Source organism: Saccharopolyspora karakumensis (genome assembly GCF_004349225.1).
GTDB classification, from domain to species: domain Bacteria; phylum Actinomycetota; class Actinomycetes; order Mycobacteriales; family Pseudonocardiaceae; genus Saccharopolyspora; species Saccharopolyspora endophytica.
In genome coordinates, this window is sequence record NZ_SMLA01000024.1 from 37,924 (window position 1) to 64,205 (window position 26,282).

Below are 26,282 nucleotides of genomic sequence, written 5' to 3' on the forward strand. Positions count from 1 at the left end.
CCGCAACCGCCCTGTCCGGGTCATTGGCGGCCATCGTGCCACTGCGAATCCGGAAGGCAAACCCTCCGCTTGTCCCGTGGCCCCTTCGTGACCACCCCGTGCCCGCCCTGCTCCGAAAGGCGGACAACCGCTGGGCCGACCGCCGGGGTCCTCGGGGTGGTCGCGTCGTTCGACGTGCGTTGACAGTGGACGGGTTTGATCCGAACGGTCCGCGATCAACGCCCGTTCCGCCGGGTCGGTTCGGGTCGGAACCGCCCGCCGCAGAGGGGCTACCAAGCGGGTGCTTGCTTGGGTAGGCTCCGTCCCGGGTTCGCGACGTCGGTGTCTGACCCCGGGAGGACGAGATGGCTCGTGCGCAGGGCGTGGAGTCGATTCCGGCTGCGGTCCGGAACGCGGCGGAACGCTTCGGCGAGGTGGAAGCGCTGGTGGACGGCCCGGTCCGGCTGACCTTCGGTCAGCTCGCCGAGCGCGTCCGGGAGCTGGCGCGGATGTTCGCCGCCGTCGGCGTCCGCCCCGGCGACCGGGTGGCCCTGAACTCGCCGAACACCCACCACTGGGTGCTGGCCGCCCTCGGCGCCTCCTGCGCGGGAGCGACGCTCGTGCCCGTCAACACCCGCTTCACCGGCGTGGAATCGGCGGACCTGCTGCACCGCAGCAAGGCTCGCGCCCTGGTGGTGGCCGACGAGTTCCTGGGCGTGGACCGGCTCGCGGACGTCCACGAGGCCGCAGGCGACGGTCCCGGCGAGGTGGTCGCCGGATTGCCGGAGCTGCGCGCGGTCCTGCGCGTCCCGGTCGGCACCGCGTCCCCGGCGGGACCTGGCGTGCACGACTGGGACGAGATCGGCGAACTGGCCGCGAAGGTGCCGGAGTCGGAGGTCGAGCGCCGCGCCGACGCGGTCACCGCGGACGACCTCGCCGACGTGCTGTTCACCTCCGGAACCACCGGTCGCGCCAAGGGCGTGATGTCGCTGCACCGCCAGACGCTCGGCGTGGCCAGGGCGTGGGCCGAGTGCGGCAACGTCCGCAAGGGCGACCGATACCTGCTGGTCAACCCGTTCTCGCACAGCTTCGGCTACAAGGCCGGAATCCTGGTGTGCCTGCTGACCGGCACCACGATGGTCCCGCAGGCGATCTTCGACGCGGCCTCGACGCTCGACGTCATCGACACCGAGCGGATCTCGATCCTGGCCGCCGCCCCCACGATCTTCCAGACCCTGCTGCACGCGCCCGAACGCGGTGACCGGGAGCTGCCGGGACTGCGTCTGGCGGTCACCGGTGCCGCGACGGTCCCGGTCGCGCTCGTCGAGCGCATGCGCACCGACCTGGGCTTCGACACGGTGCTCACCGCCTACGGGCTGACCGAGGCGGTCGTGGCCACCATGTGCCGCCCCGGGGACGACGCCGAAACCGTCGCCCGCACCTGCGGTCGTGCCGCCGCCGGTTTCGAGGTGGCGGTGGTCGACGCCGACGGCAACGACATGGACCCGGGGCAGGCGGGAGAGGTGGTGCTGCGCGGTCCGAACGTGATGCGCGGCTACCTCGACGACCCGAACTCCACGGCGCACGCCATCGACCACGACGGCAGGCTGCACACCGGTGACATCGGGGTGCTGGACGAACGCGGCTACCTGCGGATCACCGATCGTCTCAAGGACATGTACGTCTGCGGCGGTTTCAACGTCTACCCGGCCGAGGTGGAGCAGGCCCTGGCCTACCTGGACGGGGTGCGGGACGTGGCGGTGATCGGGGTGCCGCACGAACGCCTCGGCGAGGTCGGCAAGGCGTACGTGGTGGGCGACGACTCGCTGACCGAGGAGTCGGTGCTGGCCTTCTGCAAGCAGCGGCTGGCGAACTTCAAGCTGCCGCGCTCGGTGGAGTTCGTCGGTGAGCTCCCGCGCAACGCCTCCGGCAAGATCCTCAAGCGGGTTCTCGCGGAGCGGTGAGCCGGTTCAGCAGCGCCGTCCTGATCGACGGCCGCGAACCGAACAGCAGCAGGAACGTGGCCTCCCGGACCAGCCGCTGCGCGTGACTGCCCGGCAGCACCGATCGGCTGCCGTGGTGCACCGCGGCAGCCGAGGCCGCCCGCATCGCCAGCTCCGACGCCCGCGCCCGCACCTCGGAGAGCTCCTCGTCGGTGGCGGTGACCAGCTTCGATCGCGTGGCGTCGAGCTCACCGGGCAGACCGCCCGCGTCCTCGCCGAGCAGCGAGATCGCCCGCCCGGCCACGCCGAGGGCGAGGGCGCCGTTGAACCGCACGGAACTGGAATCGCCCTTGAGGAAATCGGCTTGCGGCACGGTCGAGGCGATCCGGTCGCGCGGCACGAAGTGCCTGTTGAACCGCAGCGTCACGGTGCCGCTGGCCCGCACCGCCATCAGGTCGAGCGGTTCGGCGTGCAGGGTGTCGGTCTCCGCGACGTCGAGCATCGCGAAGATCAGCGCGTCCTCGGAGTTGCGGCCGGCGACCAGCAGCGAGTCGACCATGCCCCAGCCGGTGAACCAGGGCGCGGTGCCTTCCAGCAGGTACCCGCCGACGACCGGCGAGGCGCGCAGCGGGGCCGGGCCCGTCCGCAGCGCCGAGGCCAGCGCGATCCCGCCGCGGCGCTTGCCTGCGAGCAGGTCGGACAGGTAGTTCTCGCGCAGGTTGCGGTTCTTGGTGGTCTCGGCGGCGTTGAGCACGCCGTGGTGCTGGATCCAGACGAACGTCGTGGTCAGGCAGCCGCTCGCGAGGACTTCGATGAGCCGCAGCACCGACGCGAGGTCGCCGACGTCGAGCGTGGCCAGCTCCTGGGACGCCGCGAGTCCGTAGAAGCCGCGCTCGGCGAGCAGGTCCAGGTGGCCGTCGGGGACCCGCTCGGCGGCGTCGACCTCCAGCGCGGCGGGGAAGAGCACGTCCTCGGCGATCTGCCGAGCATCCTGCAACGCGGGCGACTCCGGAGTCATCCCCCCAGTTTCCCCGAGTCCCCACGACCGGCACGACAGGGCTCGGCCACCTGGCGGGGAGCGTCAGCGGGGTGCGCCGGCATCACTCGCCGGGGAGGCGTGGTTCGGCCATGCGCACGCCTGCGGTTCTCAGGCGTTCGTCGAAGGATTCGGCGAGGTCGTTGAGCGCTTGTTCGCAGTCGCCCGTGTGGGCGGGGCCGTGCATCAGGCCGAGCGTGGTGGGGTGCAGGTTCGCGAGGGAGCGGATGGTCGGTGCCGTGGAAGGGGTGAGGCAGGTTGCGCCGAAGTTGTCCTCGGCGCTCAGCGCCGGTCCGACGATGTCGGCTTCGGTGAGCGCGGTGGTGCGGCCGAGCGCGGTGAACAGATCGCCGCAGAACAGGGTCCCGGTCACCTCCTCGAACAGAAGACCGGCGTCCCACCCGTGCGGTACGTGCGGTGTTTCGATGCGCCGGACGCGTTTGCCGCCGAGGTCCACCACCTCGTCGTGCGAGAGCTGCCGCGGCGGTCGGTCGGCCATGTCGTTGATCGACAGTCGGCACCCGAGGGTCCCGTGCGCGATCTGCGAGGACGGGGCGGCGTGCAGCCACTCGTTCATCGACCCGCACTCGTCGGCCTCCAGATGCCCGAAGGCCACCCATCGCAGCCGGGACAACGGCACGATTCGCCGCACCGCGGCCGATACTTCCGGGAACAAGCCGCGCATCCCGGTGTGGAACAGCAGCGGTTCGTCCGCGGTCAGCAGGAACTGGTTGAACACGAGGCCGGGCGGCTCCACGTAGGTCGAAATCCGGTGCACCCCGTCAGCGATCTCGGTGGTCTCCGTCGGCATCGCTGCTCCCCCTTGATCCAGCCGTTGTCGTCCGCTCGGGCCCAGTGTGGCCCCGGACACCGACAACGACGAGCGAGCGGGGGGACCGGGCGGTGCGGTGGGAGGTGGGCACCGCCCGGTCCGGACGGCTCGGTGTCGTGTCGGGGGCGCGTCGACACCGAGCCTGGTCTGAGCAGTTCAGGGGTGTTTCGGGTTCGTCGGCATGGGGACGTCGGCGAGGCGGTGGGCGGCGACGTTGCAGTCGGGGCAGGTCGCCCAGAACCAGGCGAAGGTCGAGTTGTCGGCGCGGACGTCGTCGCCGCAGAGGGCGGTGATCTCCGCTTCGTCCGGCCAGCCGCCGGGAGGCCGTGCCTCACCTATCGCGTGTCGTCGGCCGTCCCCGGGGACCCAGCTGAACGGGTGCGGCCGGTAGCGCGGTTCGCCCATGTGCGACGCCTCCATCTGCGGTGATCTCTGCTGGTTGCGGCGTGGGCCACAAGATCAGCTCCACATGGGCGAAGGTATTGCATGTGTACACATACGCCAATTACCGATATGGGTGAACGCAATGTGGGCACTCTTGTTGCAGGATGATCGACAGTCAGATGCGCAGCCAGGGAGTGCGAGAGATGGTCGAAGAGCACGAGGGCGGGCCGGGCCCCAACCTCCGACGCCGCGAGCTCGGGCGGGAGCTCCGCCAACTGCGCGAGCAGGCGGGCAAGAAGGTCGCCGACACCTCCAAGTACGCGGGCCTGACCATCACGACGATCAACAGGATCGAAGGTGGCAAGCAGGTCATCCTGCCGCGCAACGTGCGCTTGCTCTGCCAGTTCTACGGCGTGGAGGCCCCGCTGTCGGACAACCTCGTCCGCCGGGCCGAGGAGTCCAACGAGCGCGGCTGGTGGGCGATGTACTCCGACACCATGCCGGAGTGGTTCGAGAAGTTCGTCGGCCTGGAATCCGACGCCGACGAGCTGTGGAACTACTCGCCGATCGTGGTGGACGGACTCCTGCAAACGCCCGAGTACGCGCAGGCGATGTTCGGGGTCAGGGCATCGGCCGTCGATGAGCAGACGCTTCAGCGCTCCATCGGTCTCCGCAAGGCCAGGCAAGACCGGGTCAACTGCGAGAAGAACCCGACTCGACTGCACGTCGTGCTCGACGAGGCCGCCCTGAGGAGGGCTGTCGGAGGCGAGGAGGTTCTCAGGGACCAGCTGCGCTACCTCGTCGTGACGGCCGCGAAGCCCAACATGACGATCCAGGTCATGCCCTTCGCGGCAGGAGCGCATCTCGGATTGCAGACGCCGTTCTCGATGCTCCGGTTCCCGGAGGGTTTCGACGACATGGACGCCGTGTACGTCGAAAACCTCCGGGGTGGTGTCTGGTTGGAGCGCCCGAACGACATCAAGCACTACACCGAGGTCTTCGAGCAGATGCGTGCCGAAGCGCTCACTCCTGCCGATTCCGCGGAGTTCATGGATAGCCTTGCGTCGTCCCTGTGACACACCTGCGAAGGGGAGGACGCGAACATGAACGAGCTGGCGGGCGCCGTGTGGCGGAAGTCGAGTCGGAGCACCGATCAGGGGCAGTGCGTCGAGCTAGCGCAGAACCTGCCGCACGTCAGCGGGGTTCGTGACTCGAAGGCTCCTGAGCAGGCCGCTTTAGCCTTCTCCAAGAAGCGGTTCGCGGACTTCCTCGTCGCGGTCAAGACCGGCGAACTGGACGGGTGAGTTTCGCTCGGCCCCTGCCTTCGCGGCGGGGGCCGCGCTGTTTGCCGGAGGCGAGTTCGCCGCGGTCGCGTCGAAGGGGTTTTTCGGTCCACCTCGCGCGAAAGGCACGAGCAGTGGTAATCCGTCACGTCGAATCCAGCGCACCGCCCATCAGTTGTCCGTTTTGGGAAGTGCCGAATGACGAAACCGACAAGTTCGAGCCCGGATCACGCATCGCGCGGTTCGACGTGACGAACACCCAGAAGATGCGCTCGGAACTCGGCCTGCGGCATAGCCCCCACCAGTGGGAACGCTGCCGAAGTGCGGTCGGTGCAAGCTTGGCCCCAGAGGGTGCGGTCTCGCGAGCGATCCATCCACTGTGGATTCGGATTCTGCCGGAGCGCCGGAAGAAATCGTGCCGATGCGGCATGGTTGCTTCGCCGAATCGTCTTTCTCGTCACATTTTTCGGTGCTGAGGTAAACAAGTGATCACGATGCGTCCAGTGTGCCCCGCCGTTCACATCGTCTGGTAAGTGTTGAGCCGTGGGGGATGTTGGTGACCGGCCATCCGGTATGGGCCGTTGTCCTTGTATTTCGGGGGAGAGATGAACAAGCCTGACGAGCAGGCGTCTCAGTCGCTCGCCGAATCGACGGCTTCGGTGGCCGCCATGCGCGATGCCGTGGAGTCGTTGGACCTGAAGCTGGATCCGGCGGCGGGCGAGTCGATCCGCTCCGCCCTGGACGAGCGCCTGAACTCGGTCGACTCCTGGTTGTCGCAAGCGCGCAACCTCGCCCGCCAGGCGCCTCTGGGGCAGAACCCGGTGGGCACGGCGATGGCGGAGAAGTTCGCCGGTAGAGCCGAAGGAGCCGAGCACTCGCTGGTCGCGGTTCTCACGCGCTACCGGGACGTCCTCGTGGACGCGCGAGACGCGATAGAGAGCGCGATGCGCACCTACCGGGAGACCGACCAGCGCGTCGCCGACTCCTTCCAGAAGCTCATCTGATCCGCCTGGTACCCAGGCCGAGGAGAAGAGAACATGCCGCAGGACTCACCCGACCTCGCGTTGGTGGAGACGCAGAACTGGGCATCGCGCAGCCACCGCGAGCTCTACGACGCCGTGCACATCGAGAACGATCCCGGCCGCGTCGGTCAGCTCGCCGACGAGTGGACCAAGCTGAGCCGCGCGATGGCCGAGTCCGCAGACCGGATGTCCGAGCAGCTCCGCGCCACCGAATCGGGCTGGCAGGGCGAAGCCGCCGACGCCGCGCGGTCGGCGATCGAGAAGCTGGCGAACTGGAGCCGCGACGCCGGGGAATCCGCTGGGGCGCTGGCAGATCGCGTCGCGGAGCAGGGTCGCGTCATGGAGACCGCGAAGGCCGAGATGCCCGAGCCGGTCAAGGGCGCCGAGGTGCTCCACGCCACCGCCGCGCTGACCTTCGCCACCGGTGACCTTGAGTCCTTCACCAAGGCGATGGGAGACCTGCGCGCCAACCAGGAGCGTTCCTCCAGCGCGCACGAGCAGGCCGTGCGGGTGATGACGCGGATGGAGGAGTCCTCGCGCGCCATCGACGGCGACACTCCGCGCTTCACACCCCCGCCGGACCCGATCGAGGAGTTGAAACCCCGCACGACGGTCCGGTCCGTGGCCGCGGCGGAGGACGGGGGGCCCGGCGAAGCGCCGACAGAGCAGCAGTCCGCGGGCGGGGGCGCCGAGACGACGCAGAAGATGACCAGGCCCGAATCCGCACCTGCCGGTCAGCCGACGGCTCCGCCGCCGGCCGCGCAGACCGGACCCGCTGGGACCGGGCCGGAGGGAATGCCGTTGGCGGCGCAAACCGGTCCGGCCGGGGCCGGCGCGCCGACGAAGAGAATGCAGATCCCGCAGATCGGCGGCCCGAGCTCGATGGATTCGCCGACGATCCGCGCGAACCCGGTCTCGCCCGCGAGCAGTGGCCCGACCCAGAAGCCGCCGTCGCTGGAGGACCACAAGCCCAAGAGCACCACCTCGCAGAGCGCGACCCCGTTCCAGGGCGGCGACCGGCAGACCGAGAAGACCCAGAAGCTGCGACCGCACCAAGGGCCGGACGGGGCCACCTTCGGTCCGGGCGGGCGTCGTCCCGGCAAGCCGAACAACCGCGACGGCAACCGGAACTGGGGCGGGCAGATCCCACCGATCCCGAACACCACCGGCCCGGACGGCCAGATCCCGCCGATCGGCCAGACGAAGGCGGCCGGAGGCTCCTCCGGCGGCGCGGGCGGTCTGGGCGCGACACCGCCGCCGATGCCGTCCGGTGGCGCACCCGGCAGCAACATCACGCCCGGCGGCACGTCCGGCGTCGGCGGGACGCCCGCCGGTGACCACGGCGGAGCCGGCCCGGTCCAGGGCGGCGGTGCCGCTCCGGGACAGGCCCCGGCAGGCGGTGCCGGCGGGATGATGGGCGGCGGTCCGATGGGCAACCGCGGTGGTCAGGGCAGCGAGGACGAGGCGCGCAAGGCCAAGTACGTCGAAGGCGGTCCCGTCGTCGAGGTTCCGGGCAAGGACCTCCCGCCGCCGGTGATCGGCGAGGGCAAGAAGAAGAAAAAGAGCGAGGAATGACGAACCCGGACTTCGTGCTCTCCGCGGCCGAATTCGACCTGGTCTGGGGCGAACTCGGACTCGGCAAGATCCCGTACCCGCTGGAGGTCCCGAGCCTCGGCGCCACCACGCGGGAACGGGCGGAACTCACCGCCGAGGCCTTCCGCTCGCTGGCCCGTCGCGGACTCGCCACCGACCGCGACCTCGACCTCGACCCGAAGCTCGCGCACCTGCTGCGGTTGCTGGTCGACCACGACACGTCGGTGGACGTGATCGGACACCGCGACCAGCCCATTCGCGCTCTCGCCGCCGTCGCACCACGCAGCGGAGCGCTCGCGCAGCTGGTGGGCGACGAACTGCGGCTGACCGAGATCCGCCCCACCGCTCTGGCCCTCTCGGCCGTCGGCGTGCTGCCGCCGGGTGAAGCGGGCCTGCAGCGGGCGATCTCGGTTCCGGCCGAAGCGCTGTCGAAAGCCCTCGAAGAGGACGACGACGATCCCTTCGGCGGCGACGTGGACGAGGACGTCGCCCTGGTCAAGGCCGGGTTGTCACCGCAGGACGCGGCGACCGTGCTCGAACTCGCCAACAACCGCCGAGCAGGCGGCCAGTTCGGCGTTTCACGCGGAACACGCCGCTCCACAACCCTCGTGACCTGGTTCGACACCCACCAAGGTCGCTACCTGATGGTCAGCCAGGGCGCCTGGCTCAGCATCACCCCGGCCGACAACAAGAAGATCGAACACCGCCTCGCCGACGTCGTGGCCGCGGTGGCCTGAACACACGAAGAAGCCGGGGGAGCTCATGACGTCGTTCAACGTCCAGGCAGAAGACCTGACCGCGCACGCCAGCCACCTGGACGGCCTCACCGACCGGCTGGACACCGCGATCTCGGCGGCCCAAGCCGTCAGCATGTCCGACGAGGCCTACGGGCTGCTGTGCTCCTTCCTGCCGCCCATCGTCAACCCGATGGAGGAGGAGGGGATGAACGCGCTGAAGGCGGCCAAGGAAGGCATCACCGTCACGGCCGACAACGTGCGCTCCACCGCCAAGGACTACCTGGACACCGATGACGCCAACGCCGATTCGCTCAAGACGTTCGACGAGGCGGTCAAGGTGAACCGGTCGGCCGTGGCGCTGCGCGGAGTCCCGCCGGTGGGAACCCCGCAGCAGCAGGGGACTCCGGTGATGGATCCGGAGCGCGGCACACCGGCCTGACCGGCCGGTTCACACAGAACACCGAGGATTTCGAGATGTCGACGGAGGTCGTGCGATGACGGGCCAGAGCTCGGGGGGATTCGCGGTCGCGGGGGCCGACCCCGATGAAGCGGAACGTCGCATCCAGCAGTGGGCGCAGGGGTTCGCCGAGAAAGCCCAGCGGTACCAGGAAGTCCAGGCGCAGACCGAGCAGCTGCGGCTGTCGGCCAGCAGCCCGGACGGGCGCATCAAGGTGACGGTGCGCGCCGACGGCAGCGTGACCGACCTGGAGTTCACCGACAAGATCCGCTCGATGCCGCCGAACGAGCTCGCCGCGCAGATCCTGTCGACGATGCACCGCGCGCAGGCCGACATCGCGGGCAAGGTCGGCGAGACCATGGCCGCGACCCTCGGCGACGAGGACCAGCAGACCCGCTCGATGATGCTGGACAACCTGCGCGAGCGGTTCCCGGAGCAGCCGGAGGACGAGGTCGAGGAGGAGACCTCCTCGAAGTGGGACGGCCCCGCCGAGGACGACGAAACCCCGGCTCCGCCCGCCGCTCCGGCAGCACCGACGGCACCTCCGGCGCAGCCGAGGCGACCGCGCTTCGAAGACGAGGACGACGACGAGTTCGGCCCGGACTTCGACCCGCTGCGCGACTGAGTTCTCCTACCTGATTTCTTGTTCTGGGGGTTGTAGTGACGAATCCGTTGGTGGCGCAGCGCGAGGACTCGACGCAGTCGTTCAGCGGTATCCAGATCGCCGAGTCGGTCGCCGACACGCAGAAGGCGATCGAGTCCGGTGATTGGGCCGCCGGCGTCCTGGGCGCGGTCGGGACCGGACTGGACGCGCTGGGCATGGCGCTGGACCCGTTCGGCGCGATCTTCTCCGCCGGTGTCGGATGGTTGATCGAGCACGTCGGACCGGTCTCGGACGCCCTGGACTCGCTGACCGGCGATCCGGACGAGATCAAGGCTCACTCGGAGACGTGGAAGAACGTCTCGGCCGAGCTCGAAGCCATCAACACCGAGATGAAAGACCTGGTCAAGGCCGACACGGCCAGCTGGCTGGGCGATGCCGGCGACGCCTACCGCAAGCGCAGCGAGGACACCGCGAACCTGATCGCCGCGGCCAAGTCCGCCGCCGACGGCGCAGCGGACGGCATCGGAACGGCGGGTGAGGTCGTCGCCGCGGTGCGCACGCTGGTGCGCGACATCATCGCCGAACTCGTCGGCCACCTGATCAGCTGGGCGCTGCAGGTCGTCTGCACGCTGGGCATCGCCCTGGCGTGGGTCGTGCCCCAGGTCGTCGCCGAGGTCGCCAAGGTCGCGGCCCGCATCGCCGACATCACCACCAAGCTCATCCAGGCGATGAAGAAGCTCTCGCCCATGCTCCAGAAGCTCGGCGACTCCTTCGGAGACACCAAGAAGGCCCTGGACAAGATCAAGGCCGACAACAGCAAGAACGACGGCCCAGCCTCGACGAACGCCGCGAACGCCGACAACAAGCCCACGGGCGGTTCGAACAACACCAATCAGCAGTCGGCCGATCGGTCGCCCGACAACAACGACTCGAACGGCGGGCAGGGAAACAATTCGAGGTCGATTGACCCGGCGGGCACGAATGCAGCGGGTGCGAAGCAGCCGAACATCCGGGACAACAACCGCGGCGCGAAGAGGGAAGCGACGCCGGACAAGAACAAGTGCACCACAGGCGACCCCATTGACGTAGCCAGTGGCGATGCTGTGCTGCCTCAGACGGACGTGGCGATGACAGGCGTGTTGCCGCTGGTCCTACGCCGGTTGCACTTGTCGTCGTACCGGGTTGGGCGGTTCTTCGGTGCCAGTTGGGCGTCCACTCTGGACCAGCGGCTGGAGGTGGATGCGCAAGGGGTGTCATTCGCGGGCGACGACGGCACGCTGCTGTTTTATCCGCACCCGACACCCGTGTCCTTGCCGCAGGTGGGACCGCAGAAGCCACTCGCGGTGACCGACGAGGGTTACACGATCACTGTCGCGGAGCAGGGCCAGACCCTGCATTTCGGCAGCGGAGGTGCGGTGTTGCCGCTGCTCGCGATCACGGACCGCAACGGGCACCGCATCGAGTTCGACCGCGATGAGGCCGGGGTGCCGACTGAGATCCGACACAGTGGCGGCTACCGCATTCGAGTTGATTCCGAGGATGGTCTGATCACGGCCCTGCACCTGTGCGGGGCCGACAACGGTGCCGATCTGACGCTGATGCGGTATAGCTACCAGCACGGTCGGCTGTCCGAGGTCATCAACGCCTCCGGGCACCCGCTCCGCTTCACCTATGACGACGCGGGCCGGCTCACGAGCTGGACTGACCGCAACGAATCCTGGTACCGCTTCAGCTACGACCACGAGGGCCGCGTGGTGCGTGGTGACGCAGCCGGCGATTTCCTCAGCGGCGCCATGTCCTATGAGGACGGTGTGACGCGATGGACGAACTCGCTCGGGCAGCAGACTGCGTTCTTCTTGAACGAAGTCGGTCAGGTTGTCAAGGAAGTAGACCCGCTGGGCAACGCTACTGAGTCTGAGTGGGACGCTTACGGTCGGTTGCTGCGCCGCACAGATGCCCTGGGACGCAGCGTTCGCTACGACTATGACGAGGTAGGTAACCTCTGCGCGATCACTCGCCCGGACGGGAGTCAGGTCCGTTGTGAGCGCAATGGATTCGGACTGCCGGTCACGTTGATCGACGCGGACGGCACAGTGTCGCATCACGAGTATGACGAGCGCGGGAACCTCACGAGGTCCACTGATGCCAGTGGCGCGGCCACCACGTACACCTACGATGAGCAAGGGCATCTCGCCGCGGTCACTGATGCCCTTGGTCGTACCCAACGCGTCGAGACAGACGGCAATGGTTTGCCGACGACATTCGTGGATCCAGCCGGGGCCGTGACCCGGTATGAGCGGGATCGGTTCGGCCGGGTCGCCGCGATCATCGACTCTGAGGGTGGCGTGGATCGGTTTGGTTACACGGTCGACGGCAAGCTCGCCTGGCGTCAACTACGTGACGGCACGACCGAACAACGAAACTACGACAGTGAAGGCAACTTGCGGGCTCAGGTAGATGCACTGGGTGGCGTCACCAGAACCGAGACCACCCACTTCGACCTGATCGCAGCCGAGGTCCGTCCGGACGGTACCCGTCTTGAGTTCGCCTACGACACGGAAATGCGTTTGATCGGCGTGACCAACCCGCTGGGGCTCGTGTGGAGTTATGACTACGACCCGGCGGGAAGACTGGTGCGGGAGACCGATTTCAGCGGATCGACAGTCGAATACCGCTATGACGGGGCGGGACAGCTCATCGAGCGCGTCAACGGATCCGGTGGGGCGACACAGTTCCGCTACGACGCGATCGGGAACATGGTTGAACGCCGTAGCGAGCCCGTGATTGCGAGGTTCACCTACGATGACGCTGGCCTACTCCTGGAGGCGGTCGAAGGGGAAAGTCGAGTTTCCTTCCAACGCGACCCGGCGGGCAGGGTGATCGCCGAAACGATCAACGGTCGTACTGTGCACTCCGCATACGATGCGGCAGGGCGGCGAATCCGGCGGCGAACTCCGTCAGGCGCGGAGAGTGCGTGGGAATACGATGCGAGGGACCAGCCGGTTGCGCTGCACACCGCTGGTCGGTCACTGCTCTTCGAATATGATCACCTCGGCCGAGAAGTGAGAAGGACGCTCGGTGCGGGCATGGTGCTCAATCAAGCATGGTTGCCGAATCACCAACTCCAGACGCAGACGATCTTCAGCGGGGCCGGGCACCAGAACCAGCATCGTTCATTCACTTATCGCGCGGATGGACTGCTCACGGAGCTGAACGACCAGATCACCGGACCGCGCTCATTCGTCCTGGACAAGGTGGGCCGGGTGCTCGGGGTGCACGCTGCCGGGTGGAGCGAGCGTTACGCCTACGATGCTGCGGGCAACGTCTCCCAGGCCAGTTGGCCAACGCAGTTCGAACAGGACGCGCTCGGTGAGCGGGTTTACGCCGGATCTCTCATCCGCAGCGCAGGCAACGTCAGTTATGAACATGATGATCAAGGCCGACTCGTACTTCGTCAGCGGTCTCGCGAAGGAGATTCGTGCCGATACTTCTGGGATGCTGAGAACCGGCTCGTCTCCGTCTTGACTTCTGACGGCTCGAACTGGCGGTACCAGTATGACGCGATGGGGCGCCGGATCGCTAAACAGCGCCTCAGCCGCGATGGTTCGGTCGTCGAGAGAGTTGACTTCACATGGGACGGCCCGGTGATGGTCGAGCAAGCCAAATTCGACGCAGGTCCTGGTGGTCCTCGGGTCACGGTTTGGGACTACGAACCGGACACGTTCCGGCCGTTGACCCAGGCTGAGCGTGTGATGAGAAGCTCTGATGAGTGGGTCGACGAACAGTTCCACGCCGTCGTGACTGACCTGGTCGGCGCTCCGACAGAGCTTGTAAATGATCAAGGCGAGATCGTGTGGTTCCATCGCGCGACGTTGTGGGGACGCACTGTCGAAGATAGCCGTACCGGTGTGGAGACCCCGCTGCGTTTTCCGGGCCAGTACTTCGACGCTGAGACTGGTCTGCATTACAACTTGTATCGATACTACGATCCGTCCACGGGTCGTTACGTCACCCAAGACCCGCTCGGCCTCACTCCTTCTCCCAATCCGCACTCCTACGTGCTCAATCCTACGGGCTGGATTGACCCGCTTGGGCTCATGAACTGCCGAGAGGCAGGAAGCACCCCCAATACTAGGGATGACATCGCTCATCGGGTCAACAACCCGAATCGAAATCAAAATGCTGTAATGGGCGGCGAATCGGCGCGCGATATGCTCAATAGACGTGGAACGCCGGTAGCACCTCAAACTCGTACTGCGCATCTTCATCTGGCTGAACAGTATGCTATTCACGGCGAGAGGGCTCAGCGTCGCGACAACTTGGAGCCAGGTACCCAGAACACCAACCTCCAGCACAAAAAGGCTGAGGATCAGCTGCGGAGGTACGGGGTCGAAGATTTCGGTGCCCCGATTACGACCACCACGGTCAACGGAAGAACTCTGGAGTATCGGATTAACCCACCGGAGAACCCTGACGGTGGATTCACGAGGACGTACGACCTGCTCGATGAAACTCCTACGGGGCAGCGTGAATCAACGGCTGACGTGAAGAAGAAGTACCAGGCAGACATGTTCGCTGCACAGATGGACGAAATTGATCCAAACTGGCGGCAAACCTACGCGAATCAGCCGCCTTCGGGTTCATGACTCCTTGTAGCCTCGTCGCTCAGGCCTCGGCGGCGAGCTTGACGCCGAGGCCTGACGGAGGACTGTGGCTGTGATGCGGTCCATCCAGCGGCGGACTCGTTCCTTCTGGAGGAAGGCTCTGGCCCGGCCGGGGCTGCAACGTCTTCGGTGACCGGTTTCCTGTTGTTGCGGGGGAGTGTTCTTCACAGACTGCGAACGCCCACGGCGCTCCGCTCGTGATGTCTTCTCTCGCGCTCCGTCGAACGACCGCGCGGTCATTCCCCACGACGACACTTGTGGCGGGAGCAGCGTCGGGGTCGACCACCTGTGATGGTGCCCGTTCGGCGCGTCGCGCCCGCGCGGGTCGGATCCGTCCGGCGGCTCGCCGTCAGGCGCCGAGCTCCTCGCTGATCTCGTCGGCGATGCGGACGAGGACCGGGACGAGGTCGCGTTCGACCCGCTCGGGGCTCATGCGGCCCGTGGACGTCGACGACGACAGCGCCGCGATCACCTGGCCCGTGTGGTTGCGGATCGGAGCCGAGGCGGCGATCAGGCCGATCTCGCGTTCTTCGGAGACCAGCGACCAGCCTCGTTCGCGCACCCGCGCAAGCGTGTTGCGGAACTGGTCGGGATTGGTGACGGTGTGCCGGGTCAGCGGTCGCAACCCGTGCTCGGCCAGGTACTGCTCGACGAACTCGGGAGGTTGCGCCGCCAGCAGCACGCGTCCCATCGACGTGGCGTGGGCGGACACGCGGGTGCCCGCCGTGGCGTTGATGTTGAGCACGTGCTTGGCGGGAACGCGCGCGAGGTACACGACATCGCTGCCGTCCATCGCCGACAGGGAAGCCGATTCCTGGGTTTCCTCCACCAAGCGGCTCATGTGCGGCTCGGAGACCGCTACGACCGCGCTCGACGTCGTGAAGTGCTGGCCGATGGTCAGCACCCGCGGCGTGAGCTCCCAGTGGCTCCCGCCGGTCGGCCGGACGTAACCGAGGTGCTGCAGCGTCAGCAGGATTCGACGTACGGCGGGCCGGGACAGCTGGGTCGCCTTCGCGATCTCGATCAAGCTCGGGTTCCGCCGCTCGGCGTCGAACACCAGCAGTACTGCGAATCCGCGCTCGATGCTCTGGATGCGGTCCTGGGCTCCGATCTGCACGTCGTTCACCTGCGCATCGTCCCACAGCGCGGGTCCTGCACAGCGGTTCGCCCGAGGGGAGGAGCCGGATCGCTGTTGACGGCCGGGGTGCGCTGTGCCACTCTCTCTGCACGCTTTACGTACATGTTGCACGCACAGCGTGCAGGCGTGGAGGTAGGTCAATGGCGATCGATCCGAAGGAACTGCGCCGGTGCCTCGGGCACTTCACCACCGGGGTCACCGTCATCACCTGCAGCGGTGAGGACGGGAATCCGCACGGCGCCACCGTGAACGCGTTCACGGCGGTGTCGTTGGACCCGCCGCTGGTGCTGGTGTCCCTCGATCGACGTTCCCGCCTGTGCGGGCTGATCGACGCGCGGCCGTTCACGGTCAACGTGCTCGAGTCGAGCCAGAAGGACCTCGCGCTGCACTTCGCGGGCAAGCCGAGCCAAGAGGTGCGGTGGGCGCCGGACAGCGCCTGCGGCACCCCGCGGCTCGACGGCACACTCGCGCACGTCGCCTGCGTGCCCTGGCGGTCCTACGACGGCGGCGACCACGTCCTCTACCTGGGCGAAGTGCAGGAGTTCCTCATCCACGACGGGCGACCCCTGTTGTTCCACACCGGGAAGTTCCACCACCTCGGCGACGGGCACGCGCCGCTGCTCTGGGACGACTCCGTCGACGGGCCGGGCGGCGTCACCTTCGTCGCCGGGTCGATCACCGGCTCCAGCTGAGCCGACCCGCCCATCCATCCCGAAGTCCTTTCACCTCCAGTTCACGACAGGCGAGGAGGCAGCAATGACGCTGCAGCAGGATGCCGCGAACACGTCAGCCGCGACGAACGGTCGCGTCAACAAGCCTTTGACCGGCGACGAGTACATCGAGAGCCTCAAGGACGGCCGCGAGGTCCACCTGTACGGCGAGAAGGTCAAGGACGTCACCACGCACCCGGCGTTCCGCAACGCGGTGCGGATGACCGCTCGGCTCTACGACGCCTTGCACGACCCGGCCAAGCAGGACGTGCTGACCGTTCCCACCGACACCGGCAACGGTGGGTTCACCCATCCCTTCTTCCGGGCTCCGCACTCGGCCGAGGACATGAAGAAGGACCAGGCGGCCATCGCCGAGTGGGCCCGGATGACCTACGGCTTCATGGGTCGTTCCCCCGATTACAAGGCCAGCTTCCTCGGAACCCTCGGCGCGAACCCCGAATTCTGGGACCCCTACGCCGACAACGCCCGGCGCTGGTACACCGAGTCCCAGGAGAAGGTCCTCTACTGGAACCACGCCATCGTCAACCCACCGGTCGACCGCCACCGCGGCCCGGACGAGGTCGCGGACGTGTTCATGCACGTCGAGGAGGAGAACGACAAGGGTCTCGTGGTGTCCGGGGCGAAGGTCGTGGCCACCGGCTCGGCGATCACCCACTTCAACTTCCTGGCCCACTACGGTCTGCCGATCAAGAAGCGCGAGTACTCGCTGGTCTGCACCGTTCCCATGGGTGCGCCCGGGATGAAGCTGATCTGCCGCCCGTCCTACTCGCAGCAGTCCGGCGTCATGGGCAGCCCGTTCGACTACCCGCTCTCCAGCCGCCTGGACGAGAACGACACCATCTTCGTCCTCGACAAGACGCTGATCCCCTGGGAGAACGTCTTCGTCTACGGCGACCCGGAGAAGGCGTCGAGCTTCGTCCCCGCATCGGGGTTCCTGCACCGCTTCACCTTCCAGGGCGTGACCCGCCTCGCGGTGAAGCTGGACTTCCTCGCCGGCCTGCTGATGAAGGGCCTCGAAGCCACCGGTACCAAGGACTTCCGCGGGGTGCAGACGCGCGTCGGCGAGGTGCTCGCGTGGCGAAACCTGTTCTGGGGCCTCTCGGACGCCATGGCGGCCAACCCGGAGGAGTGGCTCGGCGGCACCGTCCTGCCCAAGCACGAGTACGGCATGGCCTACCGCTGGTTCATGACCGTCGGCTACCCGCGGGTGCGCGAGATCATCATGCAGGACCTCGGCTCCTCGCTGATCTACCTGCCCAGCCACGCCACGGACTTCATGGACCCGAGCGTGCGTCCGTACCTGGACAAGTACGTGCGCGGCTCGAACGACTACTCGGCGGTGGACCGCGTCAAGCTGATGAAGCTGATCTGGGACTCGATCGGCTCCGAGTTCGGTTCCCGCCACGAGCTCTACGAGCGCAACTACGCGGGCAACCACGAAGGGGTGCGAGCCGAGATGGTCGCCGACGCCGAGATGTCGGGCACCAGCGACTACTTGAAGGACTTCGCCCAGCAGTGCATGTCCGAGTACGACCTCGAGGGCTGGCAGGTTCCCGACCTGATCAACCCCGACGACGTGTCCATCATCGGCAAGCGCTGACGCGCCGGTCGTCTCGAGGAGCGCATCATGACCGCTACGCACGACTCACCGACCGCCGCGGGCTCGGGCGACTCGGCCACCAAGGCGTTCCGCGCCAGCCGGTCCAACGGTCCCGCGGTCTCCCAGGAACGCGTTTCGGAGGTCGTCACCGAACTGCTGGCCGGGATCCACGCCACGATCCGGTCGAAGAAGGTCAGCTACGACGAGTTCCAGGCCGCCAAGAAGTACCTGATCGACGTGGGGGAGGGCGGCGAGTGGCCGCTGATCCTCGACGTGTTCGTCGAGCACGTCGTCGAGGACGTCGCCGCCGAGGACCAGGAGGGCACCAAGGGCTCGATCCTCGGCCCGTACTACCTGCCCGACCAGGCCCGGCTCGACACCCCGGCAACGCTGCCCCGGCGTCCTGACGAGAAGGGCACGGAGCTGCTGTTCACCGGGCAGGTCCGGGACACCGAGGGCAACCCGGTCCCCGGAGCGGAGCTCGACATCTGGCACGCGGACGAGGAGGGCTACTACTCCGGGTTCGCCCCGCACCTGCCGGACGGCAACCTGCGCGGTGTCGTCGTCGCCGACGACCGGGGCCGGTTCGACATCCACACGATCGAACCGGCCGCGTACCAGATCCCGACCGACGGGCCGACCGGTGCGTTGATCGAGGCCGCGGGCTGGCACCCGTGGCGTCCGGCGCACCTGCACCTGATGGTTCGCGCGCCGGGGTACCGGACGATCACCACGCAGCTCTACTTCCGCGGCGGGGAGTGGCTCGACAGCGACGTCGCGTCCGCGACCAAGCCGGATCTGATCCTCGACCCGACCGACAGCGGGGACGGGAAGCGCGCCGTGACCTACGACTTCACGCTCGAACCCGTGTGAGACCGGCGCCGAGCCGGGTGCGACGACACCCGGCTCGGCGTTCACCCCCGTTGGAAAGGAGAGGACTCGATGACCGACCTGCGGATCGACGCCGTCGAGACGGTGATCGTCGACGTCCCCATGCGCCGCGCGCACCGCTTCGCCAGGACCGGCATGAGCACGCAGCCGCTGCTCTACGTCTTCGTCCGGACCGCCGGTGGTGTCGCGGGAGTCGGTGAGGGAGTCGTTCCCGGAGGCCCGTGGTGGGGTGGCGAATCCGTCGAGACCATGCAGGTCATCGTCGAGAAGTACCTCGCGCCGGTGCTGCTCGGCCGCCGCGTCGACGACGTTCCGGCGATCCTGCGTGACTGCGCGGACGTCGTCGCGGCGAACCTGTTCGCCAAGAACGCCGTCGAGGTCGCCCTGCACGACGCCTGGGCGCGCCACCTCGGCGTTCCGGTGCACACCCTGCTCGGCGGGGCGGTCCGGAACAGCGTCGCGGTGACCTGGGCGCTGGGCGCCGAGGCCGCCGACGTCGTCGTCGATGAGGCGCTGGCGAAGCTGGACTCCGGGCTGCACACGTCGTTCAAGCTGAAGATGGGCGCGCTGGATCCGGCCGACGACGTCGACCGGGTCCTCGGCGTCGCGGAGAAGCTCGCTGACGTCGCCGGCGTGCGGGTCGACATCAACGCCCGCTGGGACCGGCTGACGTCCTTGACCCACCTCCCGGCGCTGGCCGAGGCCGGCGTGGAGATGGTCGAGCAGCCGGTGCCGGGGCACGACGTCGACGCGATGGCCGCCATCGCCGCCGCGCTGCCGATCCCGGTGATGGCCGACGAGAGCCTGCGCACCCCCGCCGACGCGCTGCGACTCGCCCAATCCGGGGCCGCCGGGATCTTCGCGGTCAAAACCACCAAATCCGGCGGGTTGCGCGCGAGCCGGGCCATCGGTGAGGTCGCCGCCGCGGCCGGGATCCCCTGCTACGCGGCGACGTCGATCGAGAGCCCGATCGGCACGGCGGCCTCGCTGCACGCCGCGTGCGCCAACCCGGCGAGCGCGTGGGGGAGCGAACTGTTCGGCCCCCTGCTGCTGGCCGAAGAAATGCTCGTGGAACCGCTCGTCTACGACGCCGACGGGCTGCACCTGCCCGGTGGCCCGGGACTGGGCGTCGAACTGGACCCGGCCCAGGTCCGGGCCTTCCGAAGGAGCTGATCTCGATGCTTTTCCACGTCCACATGGAGGTCGCGATCCCGCACGACCTCGACCCGGATCGCCGCGCGGAGCTCGTCGCCGAGGAGAAGGCGCGCGCACTGGAACTGCAGCGCTCAGGCGTCTGGCCGCACCTCTGGCGGATCGTCGGGGAGTACAGCAACATCAGCGTTTTCGACGTCGATTCGGGCGACACCCTGCACGCTCTGCTGTCGTCGTTGCCGCTGTTCCCGTACATGAGGATCAAGGTCACGCCGCTGGCGATCCACCCGTCGGACCTGAAGGCCCAGTCGTGAGCGCCGCGCTGCGATCCCGGCAGGCGCGGGCGACGCTCTGGCACGGCCTCGACGACGTACCGCCCGATCTCGGTCCGACCGTGCTGACGATCGGGGTGTTCGACGGGCTGCACCGGGGTCACCGCAGCCTGATCGACAAGGCCCGGCGCACCGCCGACGAGCGGGGTCTGCCGCTGGTCATGGTGACCTTCGACCCGCACCCGGCCAGGGTGCTCGGGTTGCCCAAGGACACGGCGACGCTGTCCACGATCGCCCATCGCGCCGAGCTCGCCGCGGCTGCGGGGGTCGACGCGGTGTGCGTGCTGCGCTTCACCCGCGAGCTGGCCGGCCTGAGCCCCGAGACCTTCGCCGCGCACTGCCTCGCCGGTCGGCTCAGGGCGAAGGCCGTCGTCGTCGGCGCCAACTTCACCTTCGGAGCCAGGGCGGCGGGCGACGTCGACACCCTGCGCGAACTCGGTGCGGCCCTGGGCTTCTCCGTCGAGGGCGTTCCGCTGCTGCCCGCGAACAACACCGCGTGCTCGTCGACCTACACCCGGAACTGCCTGCGCTCCGGGGATCTGCCCGGGGTGACCCGCGCGCTGGGCCGCCCGCACCGGGTCGACGGGGTGCGCGCGGGTGACCGGATCGTCCTCGCCCCGAACACCGCCCTGCCGCCGCCCGGTCGCTACCGCGCGACGCTGAACGGCAGAGCCGTTCTCGTCGACGTCCGCGACGACTCGGTGCGCGTCGCGGACGGCACCTCCGGCGAAGGAGCAGCCGCGGTCACCTTCCTCGAACGAGCGGGAGGCGGATCGTGAACGACGATGTGCTGCGCAGGATCGCCAGGCTGGAGGCGCGGGAAGCCATCCGCGACCTGGACGCGCGCTACTGCCGCGCGCTCGACGACGGCGACTGGGACGCGCTGGTCTCGCTGTTCACCGAGGACGGCGAGTTCGTCGGGTTGGCCCGCGCGACCGGCCACGCCGAACTGAGGGCGTTCTTCGCCGGCCTCGCCGACGCCGGGCTCACCGCGTTCTGGCACCACGTGACCAACCTCGACATCACCCTGGAAGGCGAGGACACCGCGCGGGCGCGGTCGTTCCTGTGGCAGCCCTGCGTGCAGGACGGCGTCCCGCACATCGCGGCCGGTCGGTACACCGACTCGCTGCGGCGTGTCGACGGCAACTGGCGCTACGCCTCCAAGCAGGTGTCCTTCGACTACTTCGTCCCGCTCGCCGACGGCTGGGACCACGGCCGCTTCACCGTCGCGTCCGCTGCCGCGACCTACCCGGGGAGGCCCTTCGCGTGACCACCGAAACCGCGCTGCACCACCGGATCGACGGTCCGGACTCCGCACCCGTCCTGGTCCTCGGACCATCGCTGGGCACCGACCTGCACCTGTTCGACGCCCAGGTGGACGCGCTCGCCGACCGCTACCGGATCCTGCGCTTCGACCTGCCGGGACACGGTGGGAGCCCGGTTCCTGGCGGTCCGCTCACGATGGCGGGCATGGCCGAGGAGGTCATCGCGCTGGTGGACCGGCTGGGCATCGACCGCTTCCACTACGCCGGGGTGTCCATCGGGGGCGCCATCGGCCAGCAGCTCGCCCTCGACCAGCCGCGCAGGGTGCTGAGCCTCGCGGTGCTGGCCTCGGCCGCCCGGTTCGCCGATCCGGGGAGCTGGCCGAAACGCGCCGCCGCCGTCCGGGCCGACGGCACCGAGGCGATGGTGCCCAGCCGTCCCGGCACCTGGTTCGTCCGGTCCTTCGCCGAGACCGATGAGGCGCGGCGGCTGCTGGACATGCTGCGCGCCACCACGACCGAGGGCTACGCCGGTTGTTGCGAGGCGATCTCGGCGTTCGACGTCCGCGAGCGGCTGGCCGAGGTGACGGTGCCCGTGCTCGCCGTCGCGGGCGCCGAAGATCCCGCGACGCCGCCCGAGATGGTCCGGCTCATCGCCGAGACCGTCGCGCACGGCCGGTTCGAGGTCGTCGACGACTCCGCGCACCTGCTCAACGCCGAGAGACCCGAGCAGGTCAACGAGTTGCTCACCGCGCACCTCGCCGCCACCGAGTAGGAGCCGACATGGACAAGACAGTGCAGACGGCGGCCGAGGCCGTCGCCGACATCGGTGACGGATCGTCCATCGCCGTCGGCGGGTTCGGGATGTGCGGAGTGCCCACCGCGCTGATCGCCGCGTTGCTGGAGCAGGGCGCGACGGACCTGGAGACGATCTCGAACAACCTGGGCGTGGACGGGTTCGGCCTGGGAACCCTGCTCCCGGCCGGGCGGATCCGGCGGACGATCGGGTCCTACATCGGCAACAACAAGGAGATGGCCCGGCAGTACCTCGCGGGAGAGCTCGAGGTCGAGCTGACGCCCCAAGGCACCCTCGCCGAACGCTTGCGCGCGGGCGGATCGGGCATCCCCGCCTTCTACACGCCCGCCGGTGTCGGGACGCTCGTGGCCGAAGGCGGGCTGCCGTGGCGGCACGCGCAGGACGGCTCGGTCGCGGTGATGTCGCCCGCCAAGGAGGTCCGCGAGTTCGACGGCGTCGCCTACGTGCTCGAACGCGCGCTGGTGCCCGACTTCGCGCTGGTGCACGCCTGGAAGGGCGACCGGCACGGCAACCTCGTCTACCGGCGGTCGGCGCGCAACTTCAACCCCGATTGCGCCGCGGCGGGACGGATCACGATCGCTCAGGTCGAGCACCTCGTCGAGCCCGGTGAGATCGACCCCGATTCCGTGCACACGCCCGGCATCCACGTGGACCGGGTGCTCCACGTGTCCGATGTGGACAAACCGATCGAGTTCAGGACGGTGCGCTGATGGCACTCACGCGGAACGAGATGGCGGCGAAGGTCGCCCAGGACCTGCCCGACGGCGCCTACGTCAACCTCGGCATCGGCATGCCGACGCTGGTGCCCGGGCACATCCCGGAGGGCCGGACGGTGATCCTGCACGCCGAGAACGGGATCCTCGGCGTCGGCCCGTACCCGGACGACGACGAGGTCGACGCCGACCTGATCAACGCGGGCAAGGAGACCGTCACCGTCAACGCGGGAGCGGCCTTCTTCGAGTCCTCGTCCTCCTTCGGCCAGATCCGCGCGGGCAAGCTCGACGTCGCCGTCCTCGGAGCGTTGCAGGTGGCGGCCAACGGTGACCTCGCGAACTGGGCCGTCCCCGGCAAGGTGATCAAGGGGATGGGCGGGGCGATGGATCTCGTCCACGGCGCGAAGAAGGTCGTCGTGATGATGGAACACGTCGCCAAGGACGGTTCGCCGAAGATCGTCGAGGAGTGCGCTCTGCCGATCACCGGGCTGGGGTGCGTCACCCGCATCGTCACCGATCTCGCCGTCATCGACGTCACCCCGGACGGGCTCGAACTGGTCGAGACCGCTCCCGGTGTCGACGCGGACGAGGTCCGCGGCAAGACCGCCGCTCCGCTGCGGGAGCGCCGGCGAGAGGAGGACTCCCGTGCGTGACGCCGTCATCTGCGAACCGCTGCGCACCCCCGTCGGAGCGTTCGGCGGTGGGCTGCGCGACGTACCCGCGCACACCCTCGCGACCGCGGTGATCCGCGCGGTCGTCGAGCGGACCGGGCTGGATCCCGCCGCCGTCGACGACGTGCTGCTGGGCAACTGCTACCCGACGATGGACGCCCCGGCGATCGGACGGGTCGCCGCCCTCGACGCGGGGCTGCCGGTCAGCGCGACGGGAGCGCAGATCGACCGGCGCTGCGGATCCGGCCTGCAGGCCGTGCTCTACGCCGCGCTGCAGGTGCGCTCCGGAGCGTCCGAGGTCGTGCTGGCCGGTGGCGCGGAGTCCATGTCGAACGCCCCCTTCTACTCCACCGCGATGCGCTGGGGCTCCCAGGGCGGGCCCGGCGTCGTGCTGCACGACGCGCTGGCCCGCGGCCGGGTGACGGCGGGAGGGGAGAACCACCCCGTCCCGGGCGGCATGATCGAGACCGCGGAGAACCTGCGCCGGGAGTACTCGATCCCGCGCGCGGAGCAGGACGAGTTCTCGGTGCGCTCGCACCAGCGTGCTGCCTCCGCGCATGCCGAGGGGCGCTTCGACGACGAGCTCGTGCCCGTCGTGGTGCCGGGCCGCAAGGGCGACACCGTCGTCGACGCCGACGAGCACATCCGCCCTGGTTCCACCGCCGAGAAGCTGGCCGCGCTGCGGCCGGTGCTCGGCCGCCAGGACAGCGAGGCGACGGTGACCGCGGGCAACGCCTCCGGGCAGAACGACGGCGCCGCGATCTGCGTCGTCACCAGCCCGGAGAAGGCCGCCGAACTGGGCCTGCGCCCCCTGGTGCGGCTCGTGTCCTGGGGCGTGGGCGGGGTGGCGCCCGCGACGATGGGCATCGGGCCGGTTCCCGCGGCGGCGAAGGCGCTCCAGGCCGCGGACCTGACGCTGTCCGACATCGACCTGATCGAGCTGAACGAAGCGTTCGCCGCGCAAGTGCTGGCCTGCACCCGCGAGTGGAAGTTCACCGAAGCCGACTTCGAACGCCTCAACGTCAACGGTTCCGGGATCTCCCTCGGTCACCCGGTCGGTGCCACGGGCGGCCGCATCCTGGCCACGCTCGCCAGGGAGATGCGCAAGCGCGACGCCCGGTACGGCCTGGAGACGATGTGCATCGGCGGTGGTCAAGGGCTGGCCGCGATCGTGGAGCGCGTCTGATGGGCGGGCCGCTGGAAGGCCTGCGGGTGGTCGAGTGCGCCAGCTTCGTCGCCGGCCCCACCGCGGGGATGACGTTGGCGCAGCTCGGCGCCTCGGTGATCCGGATCGACCCGATCGGCGGCGGCCCGGACCACGCGCGCTGGCCCGCCGCGCACGGCGGCACCGGCGACTCCTACTACTGGGCCTCGCTGAACAAGGGCAAGCAGTCGATCACCGTCGACATGCGCAGCGAGCGCGGGCGGGAACTGGTCCTGGCGCTCGCGACGGCGCCCGGCGACGACCGCGGTGTGCTGGTCGACAACGTCGTCGGCAGGCGGTGGATGGCCAACGACGTCCTCACCGCCCGCCGGCCCGACCTGATCCACGTCAGGGTGCAGGGCTACCCCCACGGCCGTCCCGCCGTCGACTACACGGTGAACGCGGAGGTCGGCATCCCGGCGATCACCGGCGGGGAAGAGGGATCCGCCCCGGTCAACCACGTGCTGCCGGCCTGGGACCTGATCACCGGGTTGAGCGTGTCGACGGCCGTGCTCGCCGCGTTGCACCAGCGCGAACGCACCGGCGAGGGCGTCTACAGCGAGATCGCGCTCTCCGACGTGGCGCTGGCCGGGGTGGCGAACCTGGGGTGGCTGTCGGAAGCGGCGGAGAGCGGGCGGGATCGGACGAGGCACGGCAACCACGTCTACGGCAGCTTCGGAGTGGACTTCGCCTGCGCCGACGGGAAGCGGGTGATGGTCGTCGCGCTCACCCCGTCGCAGTGGAAGGCGCTGGTCAGCGTCACCGGGACCGAATCGGTGTTCGCCGCGCTGGAGAAGGCGTTCGACGTGGACCTGACCGACGAGACCGAGCGCTACCGGCTGCGCGAGACCATCGCCGCGGTGCTCAAACCCTGGTTCCTGGAGAGGGATTCCGAGGTGGTCGCTGACGAGCTCAACCGGGCGAGGGCGCTGTGGGGTCGCTACCAGGGCATGGCCGACGTGGTCACCGCGCACCGCGGTGGCGAGCATCCGCTGCTCGCCGACCTGCCGCTTCCCGGCGGTCCCACGGGGATCACCGCGCGGTCCCCGCTGCGCTGGAACGGCGAACGCGGCGAACCCGGCTCGGCACCGGTGCTCGGCGCCGACACCGACCGAGTGCTCGCCGAGGTCCTCGGGCTCAGCGACTCCGAGATCGGCGAGCTGCACGACCAGCAGGTGATCGGCGAACGCCGCGACCCGCAGCGGTGAATCCGCTGAGGACAGATTCCCGGGAGCTC

Annotated in this window: 25 protein-coding genes; 21 read left to right on the top strand and 4 right to left on the bottom strand. The window is 68.8% G+C overall.

Annotated features, from left to right (window positions below):
* Nucleotides 1-344 precede the first annotated feature (344 nt).
* A complete protein-coding gene (locus E1202_RS16950) occupies nt 345-1,943 on the top strand; it encodes a FadD3 family acyl-CoA ligase (protein ID WP_132684125.1) in 1,599 nt (532 codons plus the stop codon).
* Here E1202_RS16950 and E1202_RS16955 read toward each other — a convergent pair.
* From E1202_RS16955 to E1202_RS16965, 3 genes are all read right to left on the bottom strand, one after another.
* A complete protein-coding gene (locus tag E1202_RS16955; RefSeq protein ID WP_132684126.1) occupies nt 1,918-2,940 on the bottom strand; it encodes an acyl-CoA dehydrogenase family protein in 1,023 nt (340 codons plus the stop codon). The two genes, E1202_RS16950 and E1202_RS16955, sit on opposite strands and share 26 nt — an antisense overlap.
* A gap of 82 nt (nt 2,941-3,022) precedes the next feature.
* Nucleotides 3,023-3,769: an oxygen-binding di-iron domain-containing protein gene (locus E1202_RS16960; protein ID WP_132684127.1), complete on the bottom strand. Its 747-nt coding sequence runs from the start codon at nt 3,767-3,769 to the stop codon at nt 3,023-3,025.
* Between the two features lie 177 nt (nt 3,770-3,946).
* The gene (locus tag E1202_RS16965) at nt 3,947-4,195 is read right to left on the bottom strand and encodes a zinc finger protein (RefSeq protein ID WP_132684128.1); all 249 of its coding nucleotides are present in this window, start codon (nt 4,193-4,195) and stop codon (nt 3,947-3,949) included.
* 182 nt (nt 4,196-4,377) lie between these two features.
* Between E1202_RS16965 and E1202_RS16970 the strand changes: the two genes are divergently transcribed.
* From E1202_RS16970 to E1202_RS17005, 8 genes are all read left to right on the top strand, one after another.
* Nucleotides 4,378-5,250, top strand: coding sequence for a helix-turn-helix domain-containing protein (locus tag E1202_RS16970; RefSeq protein ID WP_235878546.1), 873 nt, complete (start codon nt 4,378-4,380; stop codon nt 5,248-5,250).
* Between the two features lie 27 nt (nt 5,251-5,277).
* Entirely contained in the window at nt 5,278-5,478 is a 201-nt protein-coding gene (locus tag E1202_RS16975) for a DUF397 domain-containing protein (RefSeq protein ID WP_132684129.1), read from the top strand.
* A gap of 584 nt (nt 5,479-6,062) precedes the next feature.
* Nucleotides 6,063-6,461, top strand: coding sequence for a hypothetical protein (locus tag E1202_RS16980; protein WP_132684130.1), 399 nt, complete (start codon nt 6,063-6,065; stop codon nt 6,459-6,461).
* Between the two features lie 33 nt (nt 6,462-6,494).
* On the top strand, nt 6,495-8,054 hold the full coding sequence (locus E1202_RS16985; protein WP_132684131.1) for a PPE domain-containing protein: 1,560 nt from the start codon (nt 6,495-6,497) through the stop codon (nt 8,052-8,054).
* Nucleotides 8,051-8,809: an ESX secretion-associated protein EspG gene (locus E1202_RS16990; RefSeq protein WP_132684132.1), complete on the top strand. Its 759-nt coding sequence runs from the start codon at nt 8,051-8,053 to the stop codon at nt 8,807-8,809. The genes E1202_RS16985 and E1202_RS16990 overlap by 4 nt, the downstream gene beginning before the upstream one ends.
* Before the next feature lie 25 nt (nt 8,810-8,834).
* Entirely contained in the window at nt 8,835-9,248 is a 414-nt protein-coding gene (locus E1202_RS16995) for a type VII secretion target (RefSeq protein ID WP_132684133.1), read from the top strand.
* A 55-nt stretch (nt 9,249-9,303) separates the two neighbouring features.
* The gene (locus E1202_RS17000; protein ID WP_132684134.1) at nt 9,304-9,891 is read left to right on the top strand and encodes a YbaB/EbfC family nucleoid-associated protein; all 588 of its coding nucleotides are present in this window, start codon (nt 9,304-9,306) and stop codon (nt 9,889-9,891) included.
* A 35-nt stretch (nt 9,892-9,926) separates the two neighbouring features.
* Entirely contained in the window at nt 9,927-14,516 is a 4,590-nt protein-coding gene (locus E1202_RS17005) for an RHS repeat-associated core domain-containing protein (protein ID WP_235878548.1), read from the top strand.
* A gap of 367 nt (nt 14,517-14,883) precedes the next feature.
* Here E1202_RS17005 and E1202_RS17010 read toward each other — a convergent pair whose 3' ends face one another.
* Entirely contained in the window at nt 14,884-15,660 is a 777-nt protein-coding gene (locus tag E1202_RS17010; RefSeq protein WP_235878550.1) for an IclR family transcriptional regulator domain-containing protein, read from the bottom strand.
* A gap of 152 nt (nt 15,661-15,812) precedes the next feature.
* On the opposite strand from E1202_RS17010, the gene E1202_RS17015 reads away from it, so the two are divergent.
* From E1202_RS17015 to E1202_RS17070, 12 genes are all read left to right on the top strand, one after another.
* The gene (locus tag E1202_RS17015) at nt 15,813-16,364 is read left to right on the top strand and encodes a flavin reductase family protein (protein WP_132684135.1); all 552 of its coding nucleotides are present in this window, start codon (nt 15,813-15,815) and stop codon (nt 16,362-16,364) included.
* 64 nt (nt 16,365-16,428) lie between these two features.
* Nucleotides 16,429-18,003: a 4-hydroxyphenylacetate 3-hydroxylase family protein gene (locus tag E1202_RS17020; protein ID WP_132684136.1), complete on the top strand. Its 1,575-nt coding sequence runs from the start codon at nt 16,429-16,431 to the stop codon at nt 18,001-18,003.
* A 27-nt stretch (nt 18,004-18,030) separates the two neighbouring features.
* The gene (gene catA, locus E1202_RS17025) at nt 18,031-18,876 is read left to right on the top strand and encodes a catechol 1,2-dioxygenase (protein ID WP_132684137.1); all 846 of its coding nucleotides are present in this window, start codon (nt 18,031-18,033) and stop codon (nt 18,874-18,876) included.
* 69 nt (nt 18,877-18,945) lie between these two features.
* Nucleotides 18,946-20,067: a muconate/chloromuconate family cycloisomerase gene (locus E1202_RS17030; RefSeq protein ID WP_132684138.1), complete on the top strand. Its 1,122-nt coding sequence runs from the start codon at nt 18,946-18,948 to the stop codon at nt 20,065-20,067.
* A 5-nt stretch (nt 20,068-20,072) separates the two neighbouring features.
* Complete coding sequence (catC, locus tag E1202_RS17035; protein WP_132684139.1) at nt 20,073-20,360, top strand: muconolactone Delta-isomerase; 288 nt, start codon at nt 20,073-20,075, stop codon at nt 20,358-20,360.
* Nucleotides 20,357-21,157: an adenylyltransferase/cytidyltransferase family protein gene (locus E1202_RS17040; protein WP_235878552.1), complete on the top strand. Its 801-nt coding sequence runs from the start codon at nt 20,357-20,359 to the stop codon at nt 21,155-21,157. The genes catC and E1202_RS17040 overlap by 4 nt, the downstream gene beginning before the upstream one ends.
* The gene (locus E1202_RS17045; RefSeq protein ID WP_207918711.1) at nt 21,154-21,648 is read left to right on the top strand and encodes a nuclear transport factor 2 family protein; all 495 of its coding nucleotides are present in this window, start codon (nt 21,154-21,156) and stop codon (nt 21,646-21,648) included. The genes E1202_RS17040 and E1202_RS17045 overlap by 4 nt, the downstream gene beginning before the upstream one ends.
* Nucleotides 21,645-22,415 (top strand): 3-oxoadipate enol-lactonase, encoded by a 771-nt coding sequence (gene pcaD, locus E1202_RS17050; protein ID WP_132684141.1) that lies wholly within the window; start codon nt 21,645-21,647, stop codon nt 22,413-22,415. The genes E1202_RS17045 and pcaD overlap by 4 nt, the downstream gene beginning before the upstream one ends.
* Before the next feature lie 8 nt (nt 22,416-22,423).
* The gene (locus tag E1202_RS17055; RefSeq protein ID WP_132684142.1) at nt 22,424-23,167 is read left to right on the top strand and encodes a CoA transferase subunit A; all 744 of its coding nucleotides are present in this window, start codon (nt 22,424-22,426) and stop codon (nt 23,165-23,167) included.
* Nucleotides 23,167-23,823, top strand: coding sequence for a 3-oxoacid CoA-transferase subunit B (locus E1202_RS17060; RefSeq protein WP_132684143.1), 657 nt, complete (start codon nt 23,167-23,169; stop codon nt 23,821-23,823). Before E1202_RS17055 ends, E1202_RS17060 begins: the two co-directional genes overlap by 1 nt.
* Nucleotides 23,816-25,027 carry an acetyl-CoA C-acetyltransferase gene (locus E1202_RS17065; RefSeq protein ID WP_132684144.1) on the top strand — a complete coding sequence of 404 codons (1,212 nt, stop codon included), beginning with the start codon at nt 23,816-23,818 and terminating at the stop codon, nt 25,025-25,027. Before E1202_RS17060 ends, E1202_RS17065 begins: the two co-directional genes overlap by 8 nt.
* Nucleotides 25,027-26,253 carry a CoA transferase gene (locus tag E1202_RS17070; protein ID WP_132684145.1) on the top strand — a complete coding sequence of 409 codons (1,227 nt, stop codon included), beginning with the start codon at nt 25,027-25,029 and terminating at the stop codon, nt 26,251-26,253. Before E1202_RS17065 ends, E1202_RS17070 begins: the two co-directional genes overlap by 1 nt.
* Nucleotides 26,254-26,282 lie beyond the last annotated feature (29 nt).